The following is a 13,405-nucleotide window of genomic DNA, read 5'->3' as shown; positions in this document are numbered from 1 at the left end:
GAAAGATAAAAAGTATGAAGAAATAGAAAATATATCTTTTGATTATTCTATAGATTTAGGAGTTGATACATATGAAAAAATATGTAAGAAATCATAGTTTTATACCAGTTAGTTTTATTGAAAAAATAGAAACAACTTCATACGAAAAGAATAACAAGCTAATTTTATTTTTACTAATATTAAATCTTTTTATAATTCCAAATTCACTTAAGAAAATGCCGAGCATATTTAAAAATAATGAAGAAATTCCAGTTGTAAGTGTAAGGTATGCTTATGAAGATACTAATAAGAAAAATTTAGCTTTATTATTTAATACAATTAATGATAATCATATTAAAAGCATGAGAATAGACAATAATAGAGGTATTATTGAAGTTAATTCTATTGAAGATCTATACAATATGGAAGATGAAAACAAGTTTAAGATAAAGTCTGTGGATATGAAAGAACATACTATTATTGTTGAGGTGGAACTATGAAAAAGAGAAATATAGTATATATTATTGTTATTTGTTTAAGCTTTTTTCAATGTTATATTTTATTAAGCAATAACAAAAATATGGATACAGAAGATATAAATGCTCAAGAATTGAATAGTATAAGTACGCGCAAAAGTGTAAAAAATATTAAGGATATAAAAAAGGATTTTAGTGATTATAAAACTTTACAAATATTAAAATATAATAAATTGGAGAATGGTAGTTGGAAGTTAAAATGCTCATTAACTGGTAATAGAGAAGATGTATTAAAGGATTTAGAAAAAATAAATTTCTATGAAATAACTAATTATAGTTTAACTTATGAAAATAATAATATTTTGATAGATGCAGAACTGACATATAAATAAAAATATTAATATAAATTGGATTATATTAATATAAATAATTGCATTTACTTATGAATTTTGATAAAATATTTTTGTTATGTCATAAACAATGTTGAAGTTATGACTATTTAGTTAACTAAAGAGTTATACTAGATATGTAATAAAGTTTTTGGAGGGATATTTAATGATATCAGCAGGAGATTTAAGAAAAGGTACTACTTTCGAGTATGAAGGACAAGTTTATACAGTTATAGACTTTTTACATGTTAAACCTGGTAAAGGAGCAGCTTTCGTAAGAACAAAACTTAGAAATGTTATTTCTGGTGGTGTTACTGATACTACTTTCAATCCTACAGCTAAGCTTCAAGAAGCAGTAATTGAAAGAAAAGAAATGCAATACCTTTATTCAGATGGAGAATTATACTACTTCATGGATCAAGAAACTTTTGAACAAATACCATTAAACTATGAAAAAGTTGAAGATGCTATAAAGTTTATAAAAGAAAATATGTTTGCAGTAATTAAGTTCTATAAAGGAGACGCATTCTCAGTAGAAGCTCCAAACTTTGTTGAATTATTAATAACACAAGCAGACCCTGGAGTAAAAGGAAACACAGCTACAAACGCTATGAAACCTGCTACATTAGAAACAGGAGCAGTAGTTAATGTTCCTATGTTTGTAAATGAAGGGGATGTAATTAGAGTAGACACTAGAACTGGTGAATACATGGAAAGAGTATAATAAATAAAAGCTAAGTTTTTTTACTTAGCTTTTTATTCTATTATTTTATAATCATTATAATAGGGTATAATTTAAATAGATTAGTTCTACTTTAAAGGAAGTGAAAAGATGAAGGAAACAATATTTAAAATTGAGAGAATAAAGGAAGATATTTCTAAGATAGATAATGATAAATATAAGAGTATTTTTGATGATCTTTTGTCGGTCATTGAAGATATAGCAGACCATATAGGCGAAATAGAATATAAACAGGATTCTTTAGAAGAGAATATAAAATATATAGATCAGGATATCAGCGGTTTACAAGATGAATTATTTGAAGAAGTTTCAATAGATGATTTGATTGAGTTAGAAGAAGAATATATAGAGATTAAGTGTAAAAATTGTGATAAACCTATGTTTGTTGAAAAAGAAGCTATAAATAATAAAAAGGATATACCATGTCCATTTTGTGGTAAAGAAGCATTATAGAAAATATATGGTTTGTTAAAGATATAGAAAAGAAATGTAAAATTAATTTTTAGAAATTTTGATTATGTTAAAATAGTTATTTATAATCTTATTTAAATTTATAATTAGGAGCTGTTTTAATGATTTGCACCTAAAAATGTTAGATAAATATGTCTAGCATTTTTGTTGCAAATCATAAAATAGTTCTTTTTTATTTTACAGTTTTAAAAATATTTTACATATTTAATTATTAGTATGAATATTATTTGATAGAAAGTAATAATTTTAAATATAACTATAGAATAGGAAGTGATAAATTGTGGAATGGGGATGAGATAGTAAGAGTATTGCCACCAGATATGTTTAATGAAATTAAAGATTTTTCATTAGATGAAAATTTACAAGAAATACGGATAAAGGTTAATAAGCCAATAATCATTAATTTATCAAATAAAGAAATGATTTTAACCAGGATAGCTACAGTAAATGATATTAAGCAAATACTAGTTAAAGTTTCAAATTATTCTTTATATGCTTACGAAGAAGAGATTAAGCAAGGGTATATTACTATAAAAGGAGGCCATAGGATAGGTATAGCTGGTGAATGTGTAATATCTAAAGGTGAAGTTAGAACTATAAGAAATATATCCTCAATAAATATTAGAATATGTAAAGAGGTTAAAGGTTGTTCTAATGAAATAATGAAATATATTATTAATAATGACAGAGTATATAATACTTTAATTATATCTCCGCCTAAATGTGGGAAAACAACTATACTGAGGGATATGGCTAGAAATATTTCAAATGGTATGCCTATAAATAACTTAAGAGGTAAGAAGGTATCGATTATAGATGAAAGAAGCGAAATAGCATCTTGTTTTAATGGGATTCCACAGCTTGATGTAGGGATAAGAAGTGATGTTTTAGATAATTGCTTAAAGAGGGATGGAATGATAATGTCTATAAGAAGTTTGTCACCAGAAATTTTAATCTGTGATGAAATAGGAACAGAGGGTGATATAGAAGCACTTAATATGGCATTTAATTCAGGTGTAAATATCATTGTAACGATACATGGATATAGCATTGAAGATATATATAAGAGAAAAGTATTTAAAGACTTATTAGAAAATTCTATTTTAGAAAGAGTTATCGTATTAAGTAATAGAAAAGGACCTGGCACTATAGAAAATATATATTCAATAGGGACTGGAGGAGAATTTAAATGCTTAAAATAATAGCAATTACAATTATATTTTTGTCTAGCACATATATAGGTTTTTATTATGGCGAAAGTTTTAAGAGAAGGAGTAAGAATCTGAAATCGGTACTAAAAGCAGTTATGTTTTTAAATAATGAAGTAATTTATTCAAATACTCCTTTACCTGAAGCATTAAATTATGTATCTATGAAATTAGATGATCCAATTGGTAATATTTTATCAAATGTAGCAAGAAATCTAGAAAGTGGACAATCTAAAAATGTTTATGATGCTTTTAAGGAAGAATATAACGAAAATAAGTCAAATTTAAATCTATTTGAAGAAGATAAGATGATAATTAAAGATTTTATTAGGGGCTTAGGGGAGTCCGGAGTTTATGGACAAGATAAGCTGTTTAATATAACTATCGAGAATATGAAGATTAATTGTAATGCAGCAGATGAATTAGCAAAGAAAAATTCAAAGATGTACAGTGCTATAGGAGTATGTATTGGTGCTATGATTGGAATTTTTTTATTTTAGTAGGAGGGGAATAAATGCTAGATATAAGTATTATATTTAAAATTGCTGCTATGGGAGTATTACTTATAGTTATTGACAAAGTTTTAAAGGCCAGTGGAAAAGATGATATAGCAGTAATTATAAATATTGCAGGAATAGTAATCATACTTATTACAGTTATTGGATTAATTAGTAATTTGTTTAATACTGTAAAAACTATGTTTATGCTATAGGTGAATATTATGGAAATTTTAAAAATAGTGTCTTTTGCACTTGCTGCATTGTTTATGTTTTTACTTATTAAGGATAAAAGGTCTGATATAGCAATATTAGTATCATTAGTAGCAGGTGTCATGCTTTTCTTATCGATAATAACTAGTATTACTGACATAATTAGTTTTATCAAAGATATATCAGCAAAGGCAAATATAGATATAGTTTATATAGGAGTTGTTCTAAAAATACTTGCAATATCTTATTTAGCGACCTTTTGTTGTGAAATATGTAAGGATGCAGGAGCATCAAGTATAGCAAGTAAAGTAGAGTTTTCCGCTAAGATCTTAATTTTAAGTTTAGCAATACCTATATTAATGGCTGTATTACAATCTATTTTACAAATATTGTAGGTGTTTATATGTTAAAAAAATTATTAACAATAAAATTTATACTTATAGTTACTATACTTGTAATTATATTTATAAATTTTAATAATAAAATTGCTTTAGCAAATGAAGAAAATAATAACAACATATTATCTAATGAGGAAAATATACTTCAAGATGAAGATGTAAGTAATAAGTTAAATTCATTATATAACTATATTAATAATATGAAGTCTGATGTAGAAATAATTAATGATTTGGATCCTGTAGAATATATAAAGGGATATATAAATAATGGTGAAGGAAATCTTTCTTTAAAAACATTGGGAAATGCTATAACTAGTTTTTTGTTTAAAGAGGTGAAAACAGTATTATCATTATCAATAAGTATCATAGTTATTGCCATTTTATGTTCCCTAATAAAAAATTTACAATCTGCATTTTCAAATGAAGGAATATCAAATATAGCATTTTTTGCTTGTTATTCAATATTAATAATAATTTTATCTAAGAGCTTTTTACTTTCTATAAATATAGCAATAGATATAATAAAAGAACTATCAAATTTTATGGCTGCAATTTTACCTGTTTTAGTTATGATACTTGGTTCAATTGGAGGTTTTACTCAAGCAGCTACTATGGACCCTATTATTATGGGGGCAACCATATTAATCCCTAGAATATATACAACAATAATAATCCCACTAATACTAATAACTTTTGTTTTAGAGTTTACAAATAATATTTCTACTGAATACAAAATAGGAAATTTATGCAAGTTAACAAAACAAATTACTATTTGGATTCAGGGAATTATACTTACTATTTTTATTGGATTGTTAACTGTAAGAGGTATTGCTTCTTCTACTATAGATGCAGTAACATTGAAAACTGCAAAGTTTGCAATTGACAACTTTATTCCTATAGTTGGTAAGGCTTTTTCAGATGCTATAGCATCTGTTGCAGGATACTCATTGATAATTAAAAATGCAGTTAGTTCTATTGGCTTAATAATAATTATACTTATGATGCTTTATCCAATAATTAAGTTAATACTAATCGCGTTTGTGTATAAACTAACAGCAGCTGTTATAGAGCCAATAAGCGATAAACGTATAACTAGTTCTATAGCTTCAGCAGGTGATTCATTAATATTATTAATGTCCTGTGTACTATCAGTAAGTTTAATGTTTTTTGTTTTATTAGCAATAATGGCTTCAGCTGGAAAGTTTGTTATAGGGGGATAGATAAAATAATGGATGAAATAAAAGGCTTTGTTACAACTTTAGTAAGTATGATTATTTTAATTTCTGCTATTGAATTAATATCACCAGATAATAGTATGAAGAAATATTTGAAATTTGTTTTAGGAACTATTTTAATAGCTGTAATGATAAGTCCAATAGTTTCATTACTTGGTAAAGGAGAAGGTGCTTTGACTAATACCATTTCGAAATACATAGATTTAGCTGATAGCAAATCTAATATTAGTAATGATGAAAATGAATTAAGCACTAGTGAAATTGCATTTAAAGAAAATCTAGAAGAAAATTGCAATAGGCTTCTAAAGGAGAAATTTAAAGACTTTGAGTTTATTAGCTCCATTGATTGTGAAGTTAATATGAAAGATATAACTTACTTAATTAATGAAGTAGAGGTAGGTGTTAAAAGTAATGAAGTTTCTAAAATAGAAAAAATCATAATAAACAATAGTGATGAGAGTACTGAAGTATATTCAAACGAAGAAAAAGTAGAAAATGAAGATGAAATAATTGAGTTTTTAGTTGAAACTTTAAGTATTACAAAAGATAAAATAAAGATTCATAAATTAAATTAGTGGGGTGAGAAAATGGGAAAGGGTAATTTAAAAAGTGATTTTACTAAATTAATTAATGATAAGAGATTTCTAAATGTAGTAGTTATAGCATTAATATTGGCATTTGTTTTACTTGCTATTAGTTTTTTAACTACTACAAGAAAAAAGGAAGATACTGAATCATTAAGCGTAAATGTAGAAAGTAATAGTAATTTGGATGAAGAAGTTCAAAAAGCACTAGATAATTATGAGGAAAATGAAAAACAAACGCTAAAAACTTTACTTAATAAAATAGAAGATGTTGGAAGTGTTGAAGTTAAGATTAATTTTAAAAGTGGAGAGGTAAAGATTCCAGCAACTGAAGAAACTACTAGAGAATCAATTACCGAAGAAACAGATAGTCAGGGAGGAACGAGGGCGACTACTCAACAAGATGGAGGAAGTAAAGTGGTTATGGCTGGTGATGGCAGTAAAAATGAACCTTATATTTTACAGGTAAATAAGCCAGAGATAACTGGAATTTTAATAGTCGCAGAAGGCGCAAGTAGTGCAAAGGTCAAGTATGATATACAGGTAGCTGTATCTAGTTTATATGGAATAACAATAGATAAGGTTAATGTATATCCTATGAAAAAATAGCATATAAATAATATGAATAAAAGATGGAGGGGAATCAAAATGACAAAAAAACAATTTGGTATTATTTTCACACTTATGGCTCTTATAGTATGTGTAGGAGTTATAGCAGCTAGGATAAATAAAACTGGGTTAAATGATCCAACAGACTTTAGTCAAGTAATATCACAACAAGGGACTGAAGACGATAAAGACAAGGATAATGAAAAAGAAACTCTTGGAGGACAAGACTATTTCTATAGTTTAAGAAGTGAAAAGGATCAACAAGATGCTGTTACAATGCAACAATTAAATGAATTAATTGCAGATGAACAAACTTCACAAGAACAAAAAGACTTAGCATCAAATGAATTAAGAGAAAAAACTATGTTAAAGGATCAAGAAGGAAGAATTGAAGTAAGTGTGAAAAATAAGGGCTTTGAAGATGTACTATGTTCAATTGAAGATAGTAATGTAAGAATAGTTGTTAAAGCAGATGAATTAACAGAAGCTGACACAGCATCAATCCAAGAAATAGCAGAAAATGTTTCAGGAATAAGTGATGTAATAATAGAGTCAAAGAAATAATTCATTGTAATATAAGGATTGCTTTGATATAATTAACATATGAAAAGAGTTTTGAATTCAAAACGCTTAGGAGGTAATCAAATGGATAATATGAACTATGAAGAAAATTTAGGTATAGTTAAAATTTCTGATGAAGTTGTTAGCGTTATAGCTGGAATTGCGGCGGAAGAAGTGAATGGAGTAGAGGATTTACAACATTCAGCTGGTAATAACATATCACAATTGTTAAAGGGTAAGAAAAACGCTGGAAGAAATGTAAGAGTAACTTTAAATGAAGACTATGCTACAATAGAATTAAGTTTAGCAGTAGAATACGGCATTAATATTCCTGAAGTTGTAAATTCTGTTCAAGAAAATGTTAAGAAAACAGTTGAAACTATGACAGGCTTAAATGTAACAGCAGTTAATATTAATGTTCAAAATATTTATGTTCCTAAAACAGAAAAGGAAGAAAGTAAAGAAAAATAATCTAACCCTCTGATTTTTCAGAGGGTGTTTTTCTTGTGCTTTAAATAATTTTGTTGTAGTATATTTATGATTAGAAAGTTTTATAAGGTTAATAATATTATTAACAACACTTAGGAGGATAAAATGAACAGAAAAAGATCTAGAGAAATAGCAATGGAATTACTATTTGGAATGACTTTAAGTAAAAATACACTTGAGGAAACTATTGAAACATTTGTTGAAGATTATGAAATGAAATTAAATACTATAGACTTAGATTATATAAAAGAAATACTTATTAAAGTAGAAGAAAACAAAGTAGAAATTGATAATAAAATAGAAGAATCTTTAAATAATTGGAAGTTAGATAGAATTTCAAAAGTTAATCTATCAATATTAAGATTAGCAATCGGAGAAATGCTTTATATAGAAGATATTCCAGAAAAGGTAGCTATAAATGAGGCAATAGAAATGACTAAGAAATATTCAGATGAAAAAAGTGTATCTTTCATAAATGGAGTATTGGATAAAGCTTTTAAAAACTTATAATATTGATAGGGGGCTGTTTTCTATGGGGAAAATAATAGATGGTAAAAAAATTTCTTTTGAGATAAAAGAAGAAATTAAAAAAATTATAAATGACAGAGTAGATAAAGGATTAAGAGTTCCTAAAATAGCATCTATATTAGTTGGTAATGACGGAGGATCAATTTATTATATAAATAATCAAGAAAAAGTAGCTACTTCACTTGGAATTGTTTTTGATAAGATAATATTAGAAGAAAATATAGAAGAGGATAAACTTATCAAAATAATAGATGAATTAAACAAAGATAGCTCTGTAGATGGAATAATTCTACAGCTGCCTTTGCCTAAAAATCTAGATGAAAAAAAGGTAATTAATTCTATATCATCAAAAAAGGATATAGATTGTTTAACTTTTATTAATCAAGGTAAACTTTATTGTGGTGAAAATGTATTTTTACCTTGTACTCCTAATTCAGTAATAACATTGCTAGATAGATATAATATAGAGTTACAAGGTAAAAATGTAGTTGTCATAGGACGAAGTAATATAGTTGGTAAGCCGGTGGCTCAGTTATTGCTAAATAGAAATGCTACAGTAACAATATGTCATTCAAAAACAAATAATTTAAAAGATATATGTAAAAGAGCAGATATTATAATTGTAGCAATTGGAAGGCCTAAATATTTAAATAAAGACTATATAAATAAAAATTCTATAATAATAGATGTGGGCACATCATCGTTAAATGGGAAAATTACAGGAGATGTAGATTTTGATGACATAATTAATGATGTTGAAATGGTAACACCTGTTCCAGGTGGAGTAGGTGCATTAACAACTACTTTATTGATTAAGAATTCATGTGAGGCGTTAATAAATAATGAGAATGAAAACTTTAACAGTTAGTGAAGTCAATAATTATATAAAAAGAATACTAGATAATGATTATATACTAAATAACTTAGTTGTGAGAGGCGAGATTTCTAACCTGAAATATCATAGTAGTGGGCATGTGTATTTTTCTTTAAAGGATGCAAGTAGTAAAATTAATTGTGTAATGTTTAAAAGTAATTGTAACAATTTAGATTTTAGAATTGAAGACGGAATGCAAGTTATAGCTAATGCAAGATGTTCAATATATCAAGGTACAGGATCTTTACAATTATATATTGATAAATTAGAAAAAGAAGGTTTAGGGGAGCTTCATATTAGATTTGAAAATCTCAAGAAGAAGCTTCAAGAAGAGGGGTATTTTGATATTGAACATAAAAAGAGTATACCTATTATGCCGAGAAGAATTGGTGTAGTAACATCTGAAACGGGAGCAGTTATAAGAGACATAATAAATGTAACCAAAAGAAGAAGCTCATTAGTAGATATTGTTTTATATCCAGCTTTAGTACAAGGGTCTGATGCATACAAGACTATAATAAAAGGTATAAAATATTTCAATAATAAAAAGAATGTTGATACTATTATTATTGGTAGAGGTGGAGGTTCTTTAGAAGAGTTATGGAACTTTAACGAAGAAGAACTAGCAAAAGAAATTTTTAAGTCGAAAATTCCTATAATTTCTGCAGTAGGTCATGAAGTTGATTTTACTATTTCTGATTTTGTAAGTGATTATAGAGCATCTACTCCTTCTCAAGCAGCAGAAATAGCAGTACCTTTAGAAAGTGATATAAAAAAATCTATAAAAGATTATGAAAGAGATATCAATAAAATAATCTTAGATACTTTAAATTATGAAAAAGAAAGATTAAATAATTATAAGAAGTTAATGACTTCAATGAGTCCAGAAGTAACATTATCCAATTGTTATATTGAAATAGACAGAATTGGAGATAAATTAAATAATATTATCTTAAATAAACTTGATAGAGAAAAGATAAAGATTAACTCTCTTAACGAGTTGCTTAAAGCACATAATCCAATTAATGTATTAAATAAAGGCTTTGCAATAGTTCAAGATGAAAATGAGAATATTATTTCTTCTAAGAAAGCTTTAGGTGATATAGATGAAATTAATATTATTTTCAATGATGGAAAAGTTAAAGGTAAAATAATAAAAGATTTTAATTAAACTAAAGGGAGTTGAAAGTTTATGGCTAGAAAAGAATCTTATGAAGACATGATGAATAATCTACAAGATATATTAAGTAAAATGGAAAGTAATGAACTTCCTCTTGAGGAATTAATGAAAGAATATGAAAATGGAGTTAAATTGATAAATAAATTATATAAGACCTTAAATTCTTTAGAGGGAAAAATAAGTATAATTAAAGATGAGATAGAAATGGAGCTAAAGAATGAATAGCAAAATTGATTTTTATAGGGATTATATTAATGGTTATTTAGATTTGTACTTTAATAATAAAGGAAGTTATAATAAAATTATATATGATGCTGCAAGTTATAGCCTTAATATAGGTGGAAAAAGAGTAAGACCTATATTATTTTTATTAACTTATGGATTATATAAAGAGAATTATAAAGACGTGATAGAAATGGCCTCAGCAATTGAAATGATTCATACGTACTCTCTTATACATGATGATTTACCATGTATGGACAATGATGATTTAAGAAGGGGAATGCCAACTAATCATAAAAAATTTGGGGAAAGTATAGCTATTTTAGCAGGAGATATGTTATTAAATGAGGCAATGAGTCTACTTATGCTTTTTTCTATAAAGCATGGAGAAAAAGCTTTAATAGCATCAAGAGAAATATCAGAAGCAGCTGGGCCAGAGGGGATGATCGGTGGTCAGGTTGTAGATATTATAGATGAAAACAAAGAAATATCAAAAGAAGAGCTTATATATATGCATAATAAAAAAACAGGAGAGCTGATAAGAGCTTCAATAGTATCAGCAGCTATTTTAGCAGATGCACCGAAGAAAGATATTGAGATATTAAATCAATTTGGACTAAAATTAGGTTTAGCATTTCAAGTAAAAGACGATATTTTAGACATTGTAGGGGATGTTTCAAAACTTGGAAAAAATATTAATAGCGATAAAAATAAGTCAAACTTTATATCTTTATTTGGATTAGAATATTGTGAGAGAGAATGTATAAAATTAACCAATCAATGTATTGAGTTGCTGAAAAGCCTTTCTGTAGATGCTATAGAATTAAAAAAATTAACTTTAGATTTATTAAATAGAGAATTTTAATAGAAAGAAAGGTTTTGTTATGGGTAAAATATTAGATAATATTACCTCTATAGAAGAAGTGAAGAAGTTGACAAATGTTGAAATGGAAGTTTTAGCTTCTGAAATCAGAGAGTTTTTAATAGATAGTGTATCTAAAACTGGTGGACATTTGGCTTCTAATTTAGGGGTAGTTGAATTAACTATAGCTTTATTTAAAAGCTTTAATTTAGAAAAGGATAAAGTAGTATGGGATGTTGGACATCAATGTTATGTTCATAAAATCCTTACAGGAAGAAAAGATCAATTTGATAAATTAAGACAATATAATGGCTTAAGTGGTTTTCCGAAAAGATGCGAAAGTAAGTATGATGCGTTTGATACTGGACATAGTAGTACATCAATATCTGCAGCATTAGGAATGGCTAGAGCTAGGGATATAAAGAAAGAAAAAAATGAAGTCATTGCAGTTATTGGAGATGGAGCATTAACTGGAGGAATGGCTTTAGAAGCATTAAATGATGTTGGATTCAAAAAAACTAAGATGATAATCGTATTAAATGATAATCAGATGTCAATATCTAAAAATGTTGGTGGGGTTTCAAAGCACTTAAATAAGCTAAGAATGGAACCTAAATATAACAAATTGAAATCAGAAATAAATGAGACATTAAAACACTCTAAGACAGGTGAAAAAGTTGCAACATATATATCAAAATTTAAAGATGGATTAAAACAATTTATAGTACCATCAATGCTTTTTGAGGATATGGGCTTAAAATATATTGGACCTATAGATGGACATAATATAGAACTTTTAAATGAAGTTTTTGGAATGGCAAAAAATATTAATGAACCAGTTATAATTCATGTAGTTACTAATAAAGGTAAAGGATATGAACTAGCAGAAAAGAATCCTAATAAATATCATGGAGTTAGTCCTTTTGATTTAGAAAGTGGAGAGACTAATAGTCCAAGTAAGAAAAATTATTCTAAAGCTTTTGGTGATGCCATGATTGAATTAGCAAAGGAAGATGATAGAATAGTTGCTATAACAGCAGCAATGCCAGATGGAACAGGACTAAAAGACTTTGCTAAGGAATTTCCAAATAGATTTTTTGATGTAGGAATTGCAGAAGGGCATGCTACAACATTAGCAGCAGGATTTGCAGCTGCCAATATGAAGCCAGTTTTTGCGGTGTATTCTACATTCTTACAAAGAGCATTTGATCAACTTATACATGATGTTTGTATTCAAAATATGCCTGTAGTATTTGCCATTGATAGAGCTGGGTTAGTTGGTGAAGATGGTGAAACTCATCAAGGGATATTTGATTTATCTTATTTAGCAGAAGTTCCAAACATGACTGTATTAGCTCCTAAGCATTTAGATGAAGTGAAGGTTATGTTAAAATGGGCATTAAATCAAAATGGGCCAGTTGCATTAAGATATCCTAGAGGTGGAGATTTATGTGATGACATAAAACCTTTAGATACAATTAAATGCGGAAAATGGGAAAAGATATGTATGGGAGAAAAAGTTGCAATCATAGCTGTTGGTAAAATGGTACAAAATGCACTTTTAGCAAGAGAAGAATTACTTAAGCACGGAATAAATCCATTAATAGTTAATGCAACTTTTGTAAAACCTATAGATACTGAGATGTTAAAAGAATTAACAAATGACGGATATGATATTGTAACTATTGAAGATAACATAATAAATGGTGGATTTGGTAGTTATGTATTGATGAATTTATATGATATAGGTTTTAAAAACAAATTTAAAGCTTTAGGTTTTAAGGATAGATTTGTTCCTCAAGGAGATGTGAATATATTATATAAAGAAAATAAACTTGATTCAGAAGGAATTGCAGAATCAATTATAGAACTTTATAAATAAAGGAGA

Annotated in this window: 19 protein-coding genes; all 19 read left to right on the top strand. The window is 27.1% G+C overall.

Annotated features, from left to right (window positions below; translation table 11 throughout):
• Window positions 1-71: 71 nt before the first annotated feature.
• The 19 genes from QK892_RS15215 to dxs all read left to right on the top strand — a co-directional run bounded on the left by QK892_RS15215 (window position 72) and on the right by dxs (window position 13,399).
• Window positions 72-479, top strand: a complete 408-nt coding sequence (locus QK892_RS15215) for a hypothetical protein (RefSeq protein WP_317274400.1) — start codon at window positions 72-74, stop codon at window positions 477-479.
• Window positions 476-847, top strand: a complete 372-nt coding sequence (locus QK892_RS15210; protein ID WP_317274399.1) for a hypothetical protein — start codon at window positions 476-478, stop codon at window positions 845-847. Before QK892_RS15215 ends, QK892_RS15210 begins: the two co-directional genes overlap by 4 nt.
• Before the next feature lie 163 nt (window positions 848-1,010).
• Window positions 1,011-1,568 (top strand): elongation factor P, encoded by a 558-nt coding sequence (gene efp / locus QK892_RS15205; protein WP_317274398.1) that lies wholly within the window; start codon window positions 1,011-1,013, stop codon window positions 1,566-1,568.
• A 108-nt stretch (window positions 1,569-1,676) separates the two neighbouring features.
• Window positions 1,677-2,039, top strand: a complete 363-nt coding sequence (locus QK892_RS15200; protein WP_317274397.1) for a CD1247 N-terminal domain-containing protein — start codon at window positions 1,677-1,679, stop codon at window positions 2,037-2,039.
• Between the two features lie 296 nt (window positions 2,040-2,335).
• Window positions 2,336-3,259 (top strand): stage III sporulation protein AA, encoded by a 924-nt coding sequence (spoIIIAA, locus tag QK892_RS15195; RefSeq protein WP_317274396.1) that lies wholly within the window; start codon window positions 2,336-2,338, stop codon window positions 3,257-3,259.
• Window positions 3,247-3,765, top strand: a complete 519-nt coding sequence (gene spoIIIAB / locus QK892_RS15190; RefSeq protein WP_317274395.1) for a stage III sporulation protein SpoIIIAB — start codon at window positions 3,247-3,249, stop codon at window positions 3,763-3,765. Before spoIIIAA ends, spoIIIAB begins: the two co-directional genes overlap by 13 nt.
• A 14-nt stretch (window positions 3,766-3,779) precedes the next feature.
• Window positions 3,780-3,977: a stage III sporulation protein AC gene (gene spoIIIAC, locus QK892_RS15185; protein ID WP_317274394.1), complete on the top strand. Its 198-nt coding sequence runs from the start codon at window positions 3,780-3,782 to the stop codon at window positions 3,975-3,977.
• Window positions 3,978-3,986: 9 nt separating this feature from the next.
• Window positions 3,987-4,370: a stage III sporulation protein AD gene (gene spoIIIAD, locus QK892_RS15180; RefSeq protein WP_317274393.1), complete on the top strand. Its 384-nt coding sequence runs from the start codon at window positions 3,987-3,989 to the stop codon at window positions 4,368-4,370.
• An 8-nt stretch (window positions 4,371-4,378) separates the two neighbouring features.
• Window positions 4,379-5,593 (top strand): stage III sporulation protein AE, encoded by a 1,215-nt coding sequence (spoIIIAE, locus tag QK892_RS15175; RefSeq protein ID WP_317274392.1) that lies wholly within the window; start codon window positions 4,379-4,381, stop codon window positions 5,591-5,593.
• An 8-nt stretch (window positions 5,594-5,601) separates the two neighbouring features.
• Window positions 5,602-6,183, top strand: coding sequence for a stage III sporulation protein AF (gene spoIIIAF / locus QK892_RS15170; RefSeq protein WP_317274391.1), 582 nt, complete (start codon window positions 5,602-5,604; stop codon window positions 6,181-6,183).
• A 12-nt stretch (window positions 6,184-6,195) separates the two neighbouring features.
• Window positions 6,196-6,801, top strand: coding sequence for a stage III sporulation protein AG (spoIIIAG, locus tag QK892_RS15165; RefSeq protein ID WP_317274390.1), 606 nt, complete (start codon window positions 6,196-6,198; stop codon window positions 6,799-6,801).
• Window positions 6,802-6,840: 39 nt separating this feature from the next.
• Complete coding sequence (locus QK892_RS15160) at window positions 6,841-7,365, top strand: SpoIIIAH-like family protein (RefSeq protein ID WP_317274389.1); 525 nt, start codon at window positions 6,841-6,843, stop codon at window positions 7,363-7,365.
• A gap of 81 nt (window positions 7,366-7,446) precedes the next feature.
• Window positions 7,447-7,833, top strand: coding sequence for an Asp23/Gls24 family envelope stress response protein (locus tag QK892_RS15155; protein ID WP_317274388.1), 387 nt, complete (start codon window positions 7,447-7,449; stop codon window positions 7,831-7,833).
• 123 nt (window positions 7,834-7,956) lie between these two features.
• Window positions 7,957-8,361, top strand: coding sequence for a transcription antitermination factor NusB (nusB, locus tag QK892_RS15150; protein WP_317274387.1), 405 nt, complete (start codon window positions 7,957-7,959; stop codon window positions 8,359-8,361).
• Between the two features lie 22 nt (window positions 8,362-8,383).
• Window positions 8,384-9,247, top strand: a complete 864-nt coding sequence (locus QK892_RS15145) for a tetrahydrofolate dehydrogenase/cyclohydrolase catalytic domain-containing protein (protein WP_317274386.1) — start codon at window positions 8,384-8,386, stop codon at window positions 9,245-9,247.
• Window positions 9,222-10,424, top strand: coding sequence for an exodeoxyribonuclease VII large subunit (gene xseA / locus QK892_RS15140; protein WP_317274385.1), 1,203 nt, complete (start codon window positions 9,222-9,224; stop codon window positions 10,422-10,424). The genes QK892_RS15145 and xseA overlap by 26 nt, the downstream gene beginning before the upstream one ends.
• Before the next feature lie 21 nt (window positions 10,425-10,445).
• On the top strand, window positions 10,446-10,658 hold the full coding sequence (gene xseB / locus QK892_RS15135) for an exodeoxyribonuclease VII small subunit (protein ID WP_317274384.1): 213 nt from the start codon (window positions 10,446-10,448) through the stop codon (window positions 10,656-10,658).
• Window positions 10,651-11,520 (top strand): polyprenyl synthetase family protein, encoded by an 870-nt coding sequence (locus tag QK892_RS15130; protein WP_317274383.1) that lies wholly within the window; start codon window positions 10,651-10,653, stop codon window positions 11,518-11,520. The genes xseB and QK892_RS15130 overlap by 8 nt, the downstream gene beginning before the upstream one ends.
• 19 nt (window positions 11,521-11,539) lie before the next feature.
• Complete coding sequence (gene dxs, locus QK892_RS15125) at window positions 11,540-13,399, top strand: 1-deoxy-D-xylulose-5-phosphate synthase (RefSeq protein WP_317274382.1); 1,860 nt, start codon at window positions 11,540-11,542, stop codon at window positions 13,397-13,399.
• Window positions 13,400-13,405: the final 6 nt, after the last annotated feature.

It is taken from the genome of Clostridium lamae, from assembly GCF_033043255.1.
In the GTDB taxonomy this organism is placed as follows: Bacteria; Bacillota; Clostridia; order Clostridiales; family Clostridiaceae; genus Clostridium; species Clostridium lamae.
This window is presented reverse-complemented; position numbering and strand designations above follow the sequence as displayed.